We start from the raw sequence: 16198 nt of genomic DNA, 5'->3' as shown, positions 1-16198 counted from the left end.
CGGCAGGCGCTCCTCGTGGGCGCGCGGTCCACGGCTTTGTTGCCGTAACGGCAACACGGCGTGCCGGATCACAGGGGACCGGGCGAGACTCGGACGCGTTTCCCCTCCGAGGAAGAAGGAGCCCTTGATGGGTACCACCGACGCGCTCGAATTCTGGGACGGCGTGTACGCGGCCCGGCCCGCGGCCACCGATCCGCGGCCGAACGCCCGCCTCACCGAGACCGTCGCGGACCTGCCGCCCGGCGAGGTGCTGGACCTCGGCTGCGGCGCCGGCGGCGACGCGCTGTGGCTCGCCCGCCAGGGGTGGCGGGTCACCGCCGTCGACGTCTCGTCCGTCGCCGTCGAGCGCCTCACCGCCCTCGCCGCCGCCCACGGCCTGGCCGACCGGATCACCGCCCGGCGGCACGACCTCGGCGACTCCTTCCCGGACGGCGCGTTCGACCTGGTCAGCGCCCACTACCTGCACACCCCCCTGGACCTGGACAGGGCGGCCGCGCTGCGTACGGCCGCGCGGTCCCTGCGGCCGGGCGGGCGGCTGCTGGTCGTCGACCACGGCTCGACCGCCCCCTGGTCGTGGAACCAGGACCCCGACGTCCGGTACCCGAGCCCGCGGGAGGTCGCCGACGACCTCGCCCTGGACCCGGCGGCCTGGACGGTCGAGCGGACCGACTCGCCCCGCCGGACGGCGACAGGACCGGACGGGACCACCGCCGAGGTCACCGACCACGTCCTGATCGTCCGCCGCACGGCCTGAACCACCCGGAGGTCTAGTCCCCCCGGGACTGCTCCTGTGCCTCGGTGTTCGGGGTGATGGCCTCGCCGGCCTCACCCCGGTGGCGGCGGCGTTCGGCGGACTCCTCCTCCCGCCGTTCGGCCTCCTGGACCTCGCGCACCACCTCTTCGACGGCCGTCGAGGGCTCCTCGCGCTCGTCGTGCTCGCTGTGCTCGTCGTGCTCGGACACGGGGGTCTCCCTTCGTCGGTACGTCCGCGTCAGCCGCGCGGGGTGGCGATGTGCAGGGGCACGGGGCCGGGGTCGGCCGTCTCCTTCAGGTTGAGGCGGGTGACCTCCGCCCACCAGGACGGACCGTCCTCGATGTGGCGCAACAGCACCCCCTCGCGCAGGGCCCAGGGGCAGATGGTGACCGTCCGCAGTCCGGTCAGCTTCATGGCCGTGTGCGCCACCACCGCGCCCGCCAGGCTCTGCACGGAACGCGGGGCGGAGATCCCGGGCAGCCGGGCGCGTTCGGTGGCGGGCAGGACGGCCAGCCGGTCGATCGCCCCCCGCAGGTCGGCGCAGGACAACTGCCGCTCCACGAACGGTCCCTGACGGCCGGGGGCGGCCCCGCACAGCCGCCCCAGCTGCTGGAAGGTGCGCGAGGTGGCCACCGCCGTACGGGGCCCCTCCCAGCGGATCCGCGCCGCCACGTCCCGCAGCTGGTGCCGCACCCGGCGGCGCAGCGCCCGCACCTGCTCCGGGGAGGGAGGGTCCTGGCCCTCGAAGTACTCGTGGGTGAGCCGGGCCGCGCCCAGCGGCAGCGACGCCGCGAAGTCGGGCAGCCGGCCGCGCCCGAAGGCGGCCTCCAGCGATCCCCCGCCGATGTCCAGCAGGGCCAGCGGTCCCGAGCGCCAGCCCATCCAGCGGCGCGCCGCGAGGAAGGTGAGCTCGGCCTCGACGTCACCCGGCAGGGTGCACAGGTCGACGCCCGTCCGCGCCCGGACCGTGCGCAGGACGTCCTGCCGGTTGGGGGCGCCGCGCACCACGGCGGTCGCGAAGGCCAGCGGCCCGGAGGCACCCCATCGCGCGGCGGTGCCGTTCGCCGCGGCGACGGCCTCCACCAGGTCCTCGATGGCCTGATCCGGCACCGGCGCCCCCGGCGTGACCTGCTCGGACAGCCGGAGGGGCCACTTGGCCGTGTGCACCGGAAGCGGAGCACCGCCCTCGGTGTCCGACACGACGAGTCTGACGGTCTTCGATCCGACATCCACCACGCTGGTCCGCATGGACCGTGGGTACCCACTTACCGGGCCCGCCAACGGTCGGGGCCCGGTGGACGGCGAAGACCGGCCGGAGGTGTGACCGAACAGCGACCTTCCGTCGACCTCTCGCATTCCTTGACGGGCATATAACCGTCGAGGCATATTGGGTCCATGTCCGACGCAGCCCTCTGGGCCGCCCTCGCCGATCCGCACCGGCGGGCCATCGTCGCCCTGCTCCTGGAGCGGCCCCGGTCCGTGGGCGAGATCACCCGGGAGTGCGGCCTGAGCCAGCCGGGCACCTCCAAGCACCTCAAGGTGCTCCGCGACGCCGGCCTGGTCCGCGTACGACAGGACGCGCAGCGTCGGGTCTACGCCCTCGACCCCGCCCCCATCGCCGCGCTCGACGCCTGGCTCGCCCCGTACCGCACGCTGTGGAACGAGAGCCTGGACGCGCTGGGCCGCCGGCTGGACGGGGCGCCGGACACCACCGCACCTCCCGCACCGAAGGACTGATCCCCATGGCCGCCGAGACCACCGGCACCTTCGTCACCCTGGACGACGGCCGCCCGGCCGTCCGTTTCCGCCGCGAGTACGACCACCCCGTCGACCGGGTCTGGCGGTTCGTCACCGACCCGGACGAGCTGGCCCACTGGTTCCCCTCCCGCGCCGAGATCGACCTGCGCCCCGGAGGCACCGTCGCCTTCAGCGGCGACCCCGCCCTGGAGGACTCCACCGGCCGGGTCATCGCCGTCGACGCGCCCCGGCACCTGTCCTTCGAGTGGGACGGCGACGAACTCCACTTCGACCTGGAGGCGCTGGCGGACGAGCGCACCCGCTTCACCCTCACCAACGTCCTCGGCGCCGAGAACACCGCCGCCCGCAACAGCGCCGGCTGGGAGATGTGCCTCGCCGCGCTGGACGCGCGGGCGCGCGGCGCGCGGTTCGAGGGGCCGCACGCGGGCGCCCGGGCACCGTGGCAGGAGCTGTACGCGGCCTACGTCGCGGCCGGCCTGCCCTCCGGGGCACCGGTGCCCGGCACGGACGCCTGACCCTCAGGCCAGCTGCCGCCGCACCAGCTCGTGCAGCCGCCCGCCGGTGTCGGCGAGCAACCGGTCCGGGGGACCCTGCTGCACCACCCTGCCGCCCTCCATCACCACCACCCGGTCCGCGTCCAGCACCGTCGACAGCCGGTGCGCGATGACGATCCGGGTCGCCTCCAGCGCCTTGGTGCTCTCGATCACCGTGCGCTGCGTCTCGTTGTCCAGGGCGCTGGTCGCCTCGTCGAAGAAGAGGATCCGCGGCCGGCGGATCAGCGCCTGGGCGATCATCAGCCGCTGCCGCTGGCCGCCGGAGACCGCGCCGCTGCCCGAGACGAGGGTGTGCAGCCCCATCGGCATCCGCTTGATGTCCTCGGCCAGCCCCGCCATCTCCGCCGCCGCCATCGCCTCCTCCGGCGTGTACGGCTCGGACCCGCAGATGACGTCCAGGATGGAGCCGGTGAACGGCTGGGCGTGCTGGAGCACCACACCGCACTGGCGGCGCACCGCCGACTGGTCCAGGGCGGCCAGGTCCTGCCCGTCGTAGAGCACACTGCCGGACACCGGCCTGTCGAAGCCGATGAGCAGCCGCAGCAGCGTGGACTTGCCGCAGCCGCTCGGGCCGACGATCGCCACGAACTCTCCCGGCCGCACCTCGAAGGACACGTCGTCCAGGACCAGCGGCCCGTCGTCGGAGTAGCGGAAGGACAGCCGCCGCGCCTCGATCGCCCCGGACAGCGGGCCCGGCCGGGTGCTCGCCGCACGCACCTCGGGCGTGGCGTCCAGCACCGGCTTGATCTGCTCGAACAGCGGCAGCGCCGCGACCGCCGACACGAACGCACCGGTCAGCTGGGTGACCGAGGTCAGCACCATCGTCACCGACGTGTTGAAGGCGAGGAACTCCGCCGCCGTCATCGAGCCGCGGGCCGGCCCGGCCAGCAGCATGAACATCGCCAGCGTGCACAGCGGCAGGTAGACCGCGCCCAGCACCGCCGTGAGGTTCTTGATCCGGCCGGCCTTCTGCTGCAGCTCACGGCTGCGGGCGAACTCCGACGCCCAGGCGGCGTAGGCGTAGTTCTCCGCCGCCGCCACCCGCAGCTTCGGCAGCCCCCGCAGGGTCTGGAAGGCCTGGTTGTTGAGCTTGTTGGTGAGCACCACCAGCCGTCGCTGCCAGCGCACCTGCCACAGCCCGAGCCCGAGGAAGACGGCCGCGATGACGACCAGCATCCCGATCGCGGCCAGCGCCATCGGCACGCTGAACCACAGCAGCAGCCCCAGGTTCATGGCGCCCACGGTGACCGACTGCGCCACCGTGGGACCGACCCCGGCCAGCAGCCGGCGGATCGCGCTGATGCCCATCGCGGCGCTCGCCAGCTCACCCGTGGACCGCTCGGTGAAGAAGCCGGTCGGCAGCCGCAGCAGCCGGTCCCACACGGCCGGCTGGAGGGTCGCCTCCACCCGGCCCTCCAGCCGCAGCAGGGTGAGGTTCTGCAGCAGCATGAAGGCGGCGGCCACCACACTGCTGAGGATCACCGCGAGACACACCTGCACGATCAGCCCGGTCTGCGCCTTCGGCACGTACTCGCCGAGCACCTTCCCGGTCGCCAGCGGCACCAGGGCCCCGATCGCCACGGTCACCAGACCGCTCAGCAGCAGACCGGTCAGATCACCCCGCGTCCCCGTCATGCAGAACCGCAGCAGCCGCAGGGGACTCAGCCGGCGCTCGGGCAGCGGACGGTAGAACATCACCGCGCGGGGCTCGAACTCCTCCGCGTTCGCCTTCTCGACCGGAGTCTCCCGCCCGGTCGAGGGATGCACCGCCACGTACCCGCCGCGCCGCCACAGCAGCGCCACCGGGGCGCCCGACAGGGCCCGGTGACCGACCAGCGGGCCGGCGTTCTCCCGCCACCAGCGGCCGGACAGCCGTACGACGCGGGTGCGGACCCGGGACGCCAGGGCGACCTGCTCGACCGGATCGAGCCGGTCCCCGCCGGTGCCGGACTGCGCGGGCGCGGCGAGCGGGATCCCGGCCGCCCGGGCGACCAGCTTGCACGCCGCGTACGTGGCGTCCGCGTCGGCGGCCGTCGTGCGCTGCCCCGACCGCTTGCCGATGGCGGCGAGCAGCGTCCGGTCGGCCTGCGCCCGCACCGCCTCGCCGGCCTTGATGCCCTCGGCGGTGCGCGTCTCGTGGGTGTGCTCCAGCTGCTCGATCCACCGGTCCAGCGTCGTCATCAGCCGGTACTGCTGGTCGACCATGCTCTGCCACAGCGCCGGGTCCATCAACAGATCGGCCGCGGCCTCCGCGCCGTACAGCGAGCCGTACTGCACGCTGCCCGGCGGCACCTGCATCCAGAACACGTCGTCGTCGGTGGGCGTGGCGGCCCGGTCGGTGGCCATCGGCGCCTGGAACAGCACCGACAGGCCGCGGCCCACACCGAGCGCGAGCGCGTACTCCAGCGGACTCGTCGTCGGCGGCACGTACTGCGGGTTGCCGTACTCGTCGTACGACCAGGTCTGGGTGCTCGCCGGCTGGTACAGCTCGCGCAGGCCGATGCGGTGCACCACGCAGTCCCGCAGCGGACGCGCCACCAGCGTGTGGGCGGGGCCCGTCACCGGGCCCAGCACCAGCGAGCCCGCCTCCAGCCGGCCCAGGTGGTGCCAGTGGCCCTGCTGCTCGGCGTCGACCGCGAACAGGTCCACGGCGCCGGACGCGATCAGCCACAGCACCTGCGGCCCCTCTAGGTCCAGGCGGTTGAACCCGGCGCAGTCGACCGGCGTGCCCAGCGACCCCAGCGCGCCCAGGACGAGGTCGCCGCCCGGTCCGTCGTGCACGGCTGTCATCTCATCGCTCCCTGACCAGCGCCGCGTACGCGCCGCCGCGCGCCACCAGCTCCTCGTGCCGTCCGCGCTCCACGACCGTGCCGTGGTCCAGGACCACGATCTCGTCGCTGTCGCGCACCGTGCTCAGCCGGTGCGCGATCACCACACAGGCGCAGCCCCGTCGGCGCAGGTTGTCCATCACGACCAGTTCCGTCTCGGCGTCCAGCGCGCTGGTCACCTCGTCGAGCACCAGGATGCTCGGCCGGCGCACCAGCGCCCGCGCGATCTCCAGGCGCTGGCGCTGACCGCCGGAGAAGTTCCGGCCGTCCTGCTCCACCGGGCTGTGGATGCCGCCCGGCCGGCGCACGATCACGTCGTACAGCGCCGCGTCCTTGAGCGCCTCCACCACGGCCTCGTCCGGGACCGACGGGTCCCACAGCGCCACGTTGTCGCGGACGGTGCCCTCGAACAGGAACACATCCTGGTCGACGAAGGAGACGGAGGCGGCCAGCGCCCCGCGCGGGATGTCCTCGATGCGCTGCCCGTCGATCCGGATCACCCCCTCCCAGGGCGCGTACAGGCCCGAGATCAGCCGGGACACCGTGGACTTTCCGCTGCCGGAGCCGCCGACCAGCGCCACCTGCTGTCCCGGTCCGACGGTCAGGTCGAACCCGGTCAGCAGCGGCTTGTCCAGCGGGTTGTAGCCGAAGGAGAGGTTCTGCAGCTCGACGTGCCCGTGCAGCCGGCGGGTCGACTCACCGGCGCCGGGACGGCCGTAGAGCGGATCCGCCTTGAAGTTCTCCACGTCCTTCAGCCGGGCCACGTCGGCGGCGAAGTCCTGGATCCGGCCCGCGACGCCGTTGAGCCGGGTCAGCGGGGCGGTGAAGCGGGTGACCAGCGCCTGGAAGGCGACCAGCAGACCGACCGAGATGTGGCCCTCCACCGCCCGCATGCCGCCGATCCACAGGATCAGCGCGCTGTTGAGCGTGGCGAGCGTCGGCGCGACGACGCCGAGCCAGGCGCTGGGCACGCCGAGCCGCTGCTGCTCCTCCAGGGTGGTGGCGTGCTGCCCGGCCCACTTGCGGAAGTAGCCGTCCTCCCCGCCGGTCGCCTTCAGCGTCTCGATCAACTGCAGCCCGGTGTACGCCGTGTTGGTGAGCCGGGCGTTGTCCGCGCGCAGCTTCGCCGTACGGGTGGCGCGCAGCCGGATGACGATCCGCATCGCCACGATGTTCAGCAGCGCCACACCGATGCCGATGAACGTCAGCTGCGGGTCGTAGGTGTACAGCAGCACCGCGTACAGCACGACCACCACCGCGTCCACGCCCGCCGCCGACAGGTCGCGGGCCAGGGTCTCGGCCACCGCGTCGTTGGACTGCAGCCGCTGCACCAGGTCGGCCGGGCTGCGCTGGGAGAAGAACGTCACCGGCAGCCGCAGCAGATGGCGCAGGAAGCGGGCGCTGGACAGGGTGGAGGAGATCAGCCGGCCGCGCAGCAGGTTGGCCTGCTGGAGCCAGGTCAGCACCAGCGTGAGCAGCACGCAGGCGCCCATGGCGGTGAACAGCACGCCCAGCGTCGAGGTGTGGCCGCCGATCAGGAAGTCGTCGATGTAGGTGCGGCTGAGCCCGGGCACCGCCGCGCCGACCGCGACCAGCAGCAGGCTGGAAAGCACCACGGCGGGCATGGTGCCCGCGGTGCCGCGCAGCCGGGCCGGCATCGCGCCGAGCACGCCCGGCCTGCGCCCGCCCCGGCTGAAGTCCGGGCCGGGCTCCATGACCAGGACGACACCGGTGAAGCTGCCGTCGAACTCCTCCAGGGGCACGAACCGCCGCCCCTTGCCGGGGTCGTTGATGTACACCCCGCGGCGGCCGAACCTGCGGCCCATGCCGTCGTAGACGACGTAGTGGTTGAACTCCCAGAACAGGATGGCCGGAGCGGTCACCTCGGCGAGGGCGGCCAGGTCCATCTGCATGCCCTTGGCGGTCAGCCCGTAACCGCGGGCCGCCTTCAGCAGGTTGCTGGCGCGTGAGCCGTCCCGGGAGACGCCGCAGGCGATGCGCAGTTCCTCCAGCGGGACGTGGCGGCCGTAGTGGGCGAGCACCATGGCCAGTGAGGCGGCACCGCACTCCACGGCCTCCATCTGGAGCACGGTGGGCGTACGGACCGTCTTCGCGCGGGACGTGGGCACCTTGCGCCGGGGCGGTGCGGCGCGGCGTCTGCCGCGGGTCTCCTGTGCGGTGGTCACGGCAGCAGCCAATCGACGGGACGCCGGTCGGCCAGCCGGATCGAGCCCGTGGCCAGGGTCATGGAGGTGAGCGCGAAGGGCGGTCCGTCCGCGCTGGACCACTCGTAACCGCTCTCGGTGGTGGGGGACCTCACCAGTTCCACCGTGACGGCCACCGGCCGGCCCTGCTCGGTGAACTGCTCGCCGAGCTGGCTGTCGCCGAGGAACGCGGCGATCTGCTGGGCGGACTGGGCCGAGCGGTCGACGGACTTCACCTTGCCGTGCAGCACCCCGTACTCCTGGCTGGGCACCGACTGCACGGTCAGGTCGACGGGGGCACGGGCGGGGATGCCTGCCGCGTCCTGGGCGGGGACGTACACCGTCGCGTACAGCGGGGCCTTCGGGTCGGCGACCTTCTCCACGGCGGCGACGTTCGCTCCGGTGCTGATGATCTGTCCGACGCTGGCGGCGAGCGCGGTGATCCGGCCGGCGTCGAGGGAGCGCACGACGGTGTCGCCCCGGTCGGTGCGGACCTTCAGGACGGAGGAGCCGGCGGGCAGCCGCTCGCCCTGCTTCGCCAGTACGGCGGTGACCTGGCCCGCGACCGGGCTCTGCAGGACGTAACTGCCCTGCCCGTACGTGAGGATGGCGGGCGCGCCGACCGTGGACGCAACCGATCCGGTCACCGCCCACACCGAGGCGGCGGCCATCACGATCACCGTCACGGACAGCACCAGCCAGCCCTGGGGGCGGGCGAAACGCACCGGGAGGTCGAGCTCCTCCGGTGACTGGAGCCTGGCGAGGGCCTGTTGGCGGAACTGCACGGATCTTCCCTCACCTGCGTGAGCTGTGCGACGTCACTCTGGGACGGGGACGCATCACAGAGTCCCGGAGCCGGGGTGCGGCTCCGGGACTCGGCGACGAGAGGGCGCGATCAGAGACCGGCGACCAGGTTCGTGACCGGGGCGGTGTTCAGGCCGGTGACACCCTCGACGGTGCCGACAGCCGTGTTCACCAGGCCGGAGACGGGGGCGATGCTGTCCACCGCGCCGGTGAGGGAGTTCACGGCGTTCACGGACAGACCGCCGGAGACGGTGTCGAGGTCGGCGTCGGAGATCTCGACGGTCTCAACCTGGGGGGTGGAGTTCATGATGGAACTTCCCTTCGTATGGATATTTCACAAGGGGGGAGCGGCCCCCTCTGGGGACAGTGAAGGCCGCGACCGCGGGCGCCGAACGCCCGTCGCCGGGAGCCCGGAACGGCCTTGCGGTGCGATGGATCAAAGCACGCCGCGGGCGCGGTCTTCCAATCAATCAAACGTCTCACCAGGCCGTTTGCGGCCGGCGGGCGTCCAAGCGTGCAGACGCGGGCACGGCTCGGCGGCGACTTCTTCACATGCCCCACCGCATCGGCTCATCCCCTCACTTGCGGTCCCCGGAGCGGATTCCGGCACACCGCACCAAAGGCGTGACCCGGCCGGTCGGCCGGTGGACGAACCCCGGATCCGGTGACCGGGTTGGGCATTCGATGTGCAGATTCACTGAAGCCCGCATTCCGCTCCGTGACCGCGACCGACCGTACCGGACCGGTCGCTCAACGTGATGGCGAACCGGGATTGAACGCACCCCGCGGCACACGCGTACCAACAGCCATCCGGGCGCCCCCGACAGCCGCCGCACGGCGGCACGACTCCGGTCCTTCCAGGAGGTCGAGAAGTTTGAGTCACCAGCGAATTCCGAAGCGCAGGGCCGCGGTTGCCGCGGGCGGCGTGGTGGCGCTCGGCGCCGCCGCGATCCTGCTCCCGAACGCCAACGCGTCGCAGGACGGCACGACGGACGACGCCGCGGCGGCGCCGAGGACCCTCCGGGCGACGGACGCCCCGGACCTCGCCTCGCGGCTCGCCGGGCTCCTCGGCGACGCGTTCGCCGGCTCCTACTACGACAGCGGGGCGCGACGGCTCGTCGTCAACGTCGTACCGGGCGACGACGACAGCGTGATCGCGCGGGCCGAGCGGGCGGGCGCGACCGTCCGCCAGGTCGACAACAGCATGACCGAACTGGAGGACGGGGCACGGACCCTGACGGCGCGGGCGACCATCCCGGGCACCTCGTGGGCCGTCGACCCGCGCACCAACAAGATCCTCGTCACCGCGGACAGCACCGTGACCGGGGACGCGTGGAACAGGCTGGAGTCCACCGTCCGCGGCCTCGGCTCCGGCATGGCGACCCTCGAGAAGTCCGCGGGCACCTTCAGGACGTTCGCCTCCGGCGGCGACGCCATCTTCGGCGGCGGTTCGCGCTGCTCGCTGGGCTTCAACGTCACCGCGGGCGACGGCGCCCCGGCCTTCCTGACGGCCGGTCACTGCGGTGTCGCGGCCGAGCAGTGGTCCGACGCGCAGGGCGGACAGCCGGTCGCCACGGTCGACCAGGCGGTCTTCCCCGGCGCGGGCGACTTCGCCCTCGTCCGGTACGACGACCCCGCCACCCGGGCACCGAGCGAGGTCGACGTCGGTGAGCAGACCGTCGCGATCAATGGGGCCGCGGAGGCCACCGTCGGGCAGCAGGTGTTCCGGATGGGCAGCACCACCGGGCTCGCCGACGGCCAGGTCCTCGGTCTCAACGCCACGGTGAACTACCCGGAGGGCACGGTCACCGGCCTCATCCAGACGGACGTCTGCGCCGAACCCGGTGACAGCGGCGGCTCGATGTTCACCCAGGACGGTCTCGCCATCGGCCTGACCTCGGGCGGCAGCGGGGACTGCGCCTCCGGCGGCGAGACGTTCTTCCAGCCGGTCACCACGGCCCTGGAAGCGGTGGGCGCGACCCTCGGCGACGGCGCGGGCGAAGGCGCGGGCGCCGGTGACCAGGCGGGCGGCACGGAGCCGGGCGGCGGCCAGGGGATCGGCGGCGAGGAGCCCGGCGGTCAGGAAGCCGACGGCCAGGGCGCCGGAGGGGAGGAGGCCGGCGCCGGCACCGGGCAGGGCGCCGACGACGGATCCGGTCCGGCCCGGACCCACTGACGCCCCCTCAGCACCTGGACCACGGCACCGGTCCGGCCCCGCCACCCGGACGACGGGGCGGGGCCGGACCACCGCCTGCCGGGGCCGGCCGGCCCGCTCACAGAGCCCTGAGCAGCAGCAGCGCGATGTCGTCCAGACGGCCCTCCGCGTCCGCGCCGGGCCGCACCAGGGCGTCGGCGAGGTCGTCCAGCGGCCGGTCGCCGAGGTCGGTCAGCCGCCGGCACAGGTCGGCCAGCGCGTCCTCGAAGTCGGTGCCGGGGGACTCGACCAGGCCGTCGGTGTACAGCACGAGCAGCGAACCCGACGGCAGCGCCACCTCCGTCGACGGATAGGCCGCCGAGCCGTCGATGCCCAGCAGCGGCCCGCCCGCCAGGTCCAGCACCCGCACCCGCCCGTCCGGCCTGCGCAGCAACGGCGGCGGATGACCCGCGCGGGACATCACGGCCCGCCCGTGCGCCGGATCCAGCCGCAGGTACAGACAGCTCGCGAACAGCTCCGAACCCAGGTCCAGCAGCAGCCGGTTGGTGCTGCGCATGACCTCCTCCGGCGCCTGCCCGACGGCCGTGTACGCGCGTACGGCGGTGCGGACCTGGCCCATCAGGCCCGCCGCCGTGACGTTGTGCCCCTGCACGTCCCCGATCACCGCCGCCGCCATCCCCTGGGTCGGCACCAGATCGTAGAAGTCGCCCCCGATCTCCATGCCCTGGGTGGCCGGCAGATAGCGGGCCGCGGCCTCGATCCCGGTGAGCACCGGCAGCGTGTGCGGCAGCAGCGCCTCCTGCAGCCCGTGCGCGAGCCGGTGCTTGGCGTCGTAGAGCAGCGCCCGCTCCAGCGCCTGCGCGATCAGCCCCGCCAGACTGGTCATCACCGCCCGTTCGTCCGTCGCGAAGTGGTGCGGCGCCGCATAGGACAGCACCAGCGTCCCCACCGGGCGCCCCGAGGCGATCAGCGGCAGGTACGCCCACGCCGAGAACTCGGAGGGGTCCACCAGCAGCGCCGGATACAGGCGTTCGATCTCCGCCCGGCTCTCGAAGAAGGCGGGCACCCCCGTACGCAGCACCTGGCTGCCGGGAATCGGCTCCGACAGCGGCACCCCGTCGAACCGCTCCACGACCCGCGGATCGGCGTACCTGTGGTGCCCCAGCACGCGCAGCCGCCCCGCCCGGGAACCGAGGAGCACCAGCCCCTGGCTGCCCACCGCCGGCGCGATCTCGTCCGCGACCAGGTGCACCACGTCCTGCACCCCGACCGCCTCGGTCAGCGCGCCGGCCAGGCTCAGCACCTGCGAGATGGTGACCAGCCGCCTCGGGGTGTGCCCGGGACGCGGCGCCGCGCGGTCCATCTCCGCCACCGCGCGCGCCCGGCTGATCCGGACGCTGAGCCCGCTGGTGCTCGGATACAGCCGGAACGAGAGCCACTCGCCGGGCGGCCGCAGCGCGACGAACGAGGTGACGTGCTGGCTGAACAGCGCGGCCCGGTAGCGGTCCTCGTACACGGGGTCGTTCAGCCAGGGCACCGACGCCCACAGGTGGGCGCCGAGCAGCCGGTTGACCGGGACGTCCAGCAGTTCCGCCGCCGCGGCGTTGGCGAAGCCGACCCGGCCGTGCAGGTCGAGCGAGCACAGGCCGTACGGCAGCCGGCCCACCATCCGCGCCGCCTCCACCGTGCCGAGCGTGCCGGCCATGCCCCCCACCAGCGGGGCGGCCAGCAGATCCGGCTCGGGCGGCAGGGGCAGGCTCTGCTCGGCCGCCCGCTCCAGCCGCACCGCCAGCCGGTCGCAGGCCGCGGTGAGGTGATCGCGTTCCCAGTCGGACAGCTCCGGCGGATGGGCGCCGGGCCAGGTCACGAAGACCGCGCCGTACGCCCGGGTCGAGGTCGCCACCGGCAGCGCGGCCAGGGAGAACGGGTACGGCAGCACCATGGCGATGCGGGGGTAGTGGCGGGCCATCTCCTCCTCGCCGCCCACCCACACGAGCCGCTTCTCGCGCACCGCGTCGGAGACCGGGATCGGCGCGCTCACCCCCACCCGCTCCCACGGAGCGGCGAAGGCGCGGGGCAGCCCTGCCATCACCGCCATCTCCAGCACCGCCCGGTCCTGCGAGAGCAGGTACACCGCCCCGGAGTGGGCATGCACCTCGTCCATCATCGAGGCCAGTGTCAGCGACAGCATCGGACGGCCGACCGGTGCCCGCGCACCCGACGGCGCCCGCGCGGACGACTGCCCCTCGGACACGCCGACCACCTCCTCGCACGGCCGCGCCACCGACCCCGGGACCCAATCTCCCCCCTCCCGGGCCGTCGCGCACGACGAGCGGCGGGGGAGTGGGCCGGATGCCCGGATGCCCGGATGCCCGGACGGGCCGCCACCCGGCCCCACGACGCCCCCCTCCCGTTTACCCCGCGCCCGGCGCACTACGCGACGACCGCCCGCGCCCGGCGCAGGACGCGGGGGCGGCCCTCCGCGACGGCCCGCGCCCCCACGCGCCCGGTTCACCGCGCCGCGACCGTCTGCGCCCCTGCCGCCGCACCTCCGCCCACCCCCGTCCCCGCCCGGCCCGGGTCTCACCGCCGAACGCTCACAGGGGCTGCGCAGGTGTTCCATAAGCGCTGTAATGGCCAACGTGGTCAGTGAGGGCGCTGCGGGACGCAGCACGAGAACGCTGCGTGCGGAAGCTGCCCTGAGGACGATCACGGCCGACCGGGAGTCGCCCGAACGGGTGCGCAGGATCCTGGAGCAGGCCCTCGTCTTCGCCGGCGCCGCATTCGCCGCCGTGTACACGCCCAGCGCGGACGGAGAGCTGCTGTACCTGGCGGAGTCCGCCGGCGTGCCCAGAACGCTGTGCGGGGTGCGCGACAGCTACCCCGCCGCCGGGCGCGCCCCCGTCGCCGAGGCCCACCGCGGCCGGCCGGTGTGGCTGGGCCCCAAGGACCTCGCCGCGCAGGCCCAGTCGCGGCGCGTGCCCAGCCGCGACTTCTTCCTGGCCGCCCTTCCCCTGCGCCACGACGGCGGCGGCTGCCTGCTCGCCGTGAGTGAGCGCGCCCACGGGTTCGACGCCGACGACCGCGTCTGCCTCGGCCTCGTCGCCGACGCCATCGCCTTCCCGGCGCCGTCCTCGGCCGCCGACGGCGCCGACCTGCCGCCGGGCGGCTTCAGCCTCGCCATGGACACCGGCCGGGTCCGGGTGGACCAGCAGATCCTGGACCTGTTCGGACTCGACCCGGACGACTTCGACGGGCGGGTGGAGACCCTGCTGAGCCTGACGGTGCCGGAGGACCTGCCCTCGCTGATGTCCGCCGTCGAGGCCGACCACATGACGATCGGCGACCGCGAACTGGAGTTCCGGGTGCTCCAGCCCACCGGCCCGCCCAAGTGGCTCCGGCTGAGCGGCCGGCTGGTGCCCGGCGGCGAGGGGCGCCCGGCGCGCCTCGTGGGCACCGTCGTCGACGCCTCCACCCTGCGCTCCGACATCACCGACGTGGCCCGCGTCCAGCGGCTCGCCGCGGCACTGGCCACGGCCGTCACGGTCCGCGACGTCGGCAAGGCGGTGGTCGCCGCGCTGCGCCGGCCGCTGCGGGCCGACCGGATCGCGCTCGCCGAGCTGGAGAACGACCGGCTCGTCGTCACCGTCCTCGACCCGCCCGAACCGGAGGCATGGCCCGCGCTGTGGCGCGCGGAGTGGCGCACCGAGTGGCCCGACGCGCCCGTGCGCACCATGCCCACCCTCGCCGCGGCCCTGCGCGAGGGCCGGTCCCGGATCTGGCCGGCGGGCTCCCCGCTGGAGGACACCCTCGCCGAGGTCGGCCCCGGCGGCCTCGCCATGCTGCCGCTGCCCGCCGGGAACCGCATGGCCGGCGCCTGCCTGATCGGCTGGGACACCCCGCACGACTTCGGCGCCGACGAACGCGCCCTGCTCACCGCCGCCGCCGGCCTCGCCGGACAGGCCCTGATGCGGGCCCGCGCCTTCGACGCCGAACACGAGCTGGTCGGCATGCTCCAGCGCCAGCTGCTGCCGCGCCGCCTGCCCCGCCTGCCGGGAGCGGTCGCCGTCGCCCGCTACCTCCCCAGCACCGCCGGCCTGGAACTCGGCGGCGACTGGTACGACGTGATCCCGCTGCCGGACAACCACGTCGCCCTCGTCATCGGCGACGTCCAGGGCCACAGCGCCGGCGCCGCCACCCTGATGGGGCAGATGCGCACCGCGCTGCGCGCCTACGCCGTCGAGGGACACCCGCCGGACGTCGTGGTCTCCCACGCCAACCGGCTCCTCATGGACATGGAGACCGACCTCTTCGCCACCTGCTGCTATGTCGACGTCGACATGGAGGAGGGCTTCGCCTGGTGCGTGCGCGCGGGTCACCTGCCGCCGGTGCTGCGTCACCCGGACGGCCGCACCGACATCGCGGAGGCCGAGGGCGGCCCGCCGCTCGGGGTGGTGCGGCAGAGCGACTTCCCCATGAGCCCGCTCCGGCTGCAGCCCGGCACCATGATCGCGCTCACCACGGACGGCCTGGTCGAGTCCCACGAGGCCGACATCGACGAGGGCATGGACCGCTTCGCCCGGCAGCTGTCCACCGCCGACCCCGCCCACCTCGGGCAGGTCGCGGACGCCCTGCTCGGCAAGGCACCGCGCAGCGACGACGTCGCCCTGCTGCTGATGCGCTACGACGGCATGGCCGCACGTCCGCTGCGCGAGAGCTGGACCGTGTGGCGGGTGCCCCAGGCGGTCGGGCACGCCCGCCGCTTCACCCGGCGCACCCTGCGCTCCTGGGGCGTGACCGAGAACATCGACGCGGCCCTGCTGGTCGTCTCGGAGCTGGTCACCAACGCCCTGGTGCACACCGACGGCAAGGTCCGCCTCGACCTCACGCTGGTCAACGACCGGCTGCGGCTCGCCGTCGCCGACGCCTCGCCCCGCACCCCCGTGAAGCCCACCAGCATCGGCTGGGAGGCCACCGGGGGCCGGGGCATCCTGCTTGTCGAGGCCGTGTCGGCGGCCTGGGGCACACTCCCGGTCAGCGGGGGCAAGCAGGTGTGGGCGGAGTTCGCGCTCCGGCACTGACCGGGCACCGCGGAGGGGCGCCGCCCGCACCCGGTGACCGTACGGCTCCACCGGGTACCC

12 protein-coding genes are annotated in these 16198 nt (G+C 74.0%); 5 read left to right on the top strand and 7 right to left on the bottom strand.

Annotated elements, in window-relative coordinates; translation table 11 throughout:
* Window positions 1-127: 127 nt before the first annotated feature.
* Complete coding sequence (locus FHX78_RS01630; protein ID WP_145865669.1) at window positions 128-754, top strand: SAM-dependent methyltransferase; 627 nt, start codon at window positions 128-130, stop codon at window positions 752-754.
* A gap of 13 nt (window positions 755-767) precedes the next feature.
* Here FHX78_RS01630 and FHX78_RS01625 read toward each other — a convergent pair whose 3' ends face one another.
* Window positions 768-962, bottom strand: a complete 195-nt coding sequence (locus tag FHX78_RS01625) for a hypothetical protein (RefSeq protein WP_145865668.1) — start codon at window positions 960-962, stop codon at window positions 768-770.
* Window positions 963-991: 29 nt separating this feature from the next.
* A complete protein-coding gene (locus FHX78_RS01620) occupies window positions 992-2002 on the bottom strand; it encodes a Ppx/GppA family phosphatase (protein WP_145865667.1) in 1011 nt (336 codons plus the stop codon).
* A 147-nt stretch (window positions 2003-2149) separates the two neighbouring features.
* Here FHX78_RS01620 and FHX78_RS01615 point away from each other — a divergent pair, with 147 nt between their 5' ends.
* Both FHX78_RS01615 and FHX78_RS01610 read left to right on the top strand, forming a co-directional pair.
* Window positions 2150-2491, top strand: a complete 342-nt coding sequence (locus tag FHX78_RS01615) for an ArsR/SmtB family transcription factor (RefSeq protein ID WP_145865666.1) — start codon at window positions 2150-2152, stop codon at window positions 2489-2491.
* A 5-nt stretch (window positions 2492-2496) separates the two neighbouring features.
* Window positions 2497-3027: an SRPBCC family protein gene (locus FHX78_RS01610; protein WP_145865665.1), complete on the top strand. Its 531-nt coding sequence runs from the start codon at window positions 2497-2499 to the stop codon at window positions 3025-3027.
* Between the two features lie 3 nt (window positions 3028-3030).
* Here the strand turns inward: FHX78_RS01610 and FHX78_RS01605 are convergent, their stop codons facing one another.
* The 4 genes from FHX78_RS01605 to FHX78_RS01590 all read right to left on the bottom strand — a co-directional run bounded on the left by FHX78_RS01605 (window position 3031) and on the right by FHX78_RS01590 (window position 9209).
* Window positions 3031-5856: an NHLP bacteriocin export ABC transporter permease/ATPase subunit gene (locus tag FHX78_RS01605; protein ID WP_145865664.1), complete on the bottom strand. Its 2826-nt coding sequence runs from the start codon at window positions 5854-5856 to the stop codon at window positions 3031-3033.
* Window position 5857: 1 nt separating this feature from the next.
* Entirely contained in the window at window positions 5858-8080 is a 2223-nt protein-coding gene (locus FHX78_RS01600; RefSeq protein ID WP_145865663.1) for an NHLP family bacteriocin export ABC transporter peptidase/permease/ATPase subunit, read from the bottom strand.
* Complete coding sequence (locus FHX78_RS01595) at window positions 8077-8883, bottom strand: biotin/lipoyl-containing protein (protein WP_145865662.1); 807 nt, start codon at window positions 8881-8883, stop codon at window positions 8077-8079. The genes FHX78_RS01600 and FHX78_RS01595 overlap by 4 nt, the downstream gene beginning before the upstream one ends.
* Before the next feature lie 110 nt (window positions 8884-8993).
* Window positions 8994-9209, bottom strand: a complete 216-nt coding sequence (locus tag FHX78_RS01590) for a type A2 lantipeptide (RefSeq protein WP_145865661.1) — start codon at window positions 9207-9209, stop codon at window positions 8994-8996.
* Window positions 9210-9776: 567 nt separating this feature from the next.
* On the opposite strand from FHX78_RS01590, the gene FHX78_RS01585 reads away from it, so the two are divergent.
* Window positions 9777-11078 (top strand): S1 family peptidase, encoded by a 1302-nt coding sequence (locus FHX78_RS01585; protein WP_145865660.1) that lies wholly within the window; start codon window positions 9777-9779, stop codon window positions 11076-11078.
* 97 nt (window positions 11079-11175) lie between these two features.
* On the opposite strand, the gene FHX78_RS01580 is transcribed toward FHX78_RS01585, so the two are convergent.
* Entirely contained in the window at window positions 11176-13311 is a 2136-nt protein-coding gene (locus tag FHX78_RS01580; protein ID WP_145865659.1) for a SpoIIE family protein phosphatase, read from the bottom strand.
* Window positions 13312-13690: 379 nt separating this feature from the next.
* On the opposite strand from FHX78_RS01580, the gene FHX78_RS01575 reads away from it, so the two are divergent.
* Entirely contained in the window at window positions 13691-16138 is a 2448-nt protein-coding gene (locus FHX78_RS01575; RefSeq protein WP_145865658.1) for a SpoIIE family protein phosphatase, read from the top strand.
* Window positions 16139-16198: the final 60 nt, after the last annotated feature.

Origin of the sequence: Streptomyces capillispiralis, assembly GCF_007829875.1 — a bacterium.
In the GTDB taxonomy this organism is placed as follows: Bacteria; Actinomycetota; Actinomycetes; order Streptomycetales; family Streptomycetaceae; genus Streptomyces; species Streptomyces capillispiralis.
The sequence above is the reverse complement of the archived record's forward strand: the minus strand, read 5'-3'. Positions and strand labels throughout refer to the sequence as shown.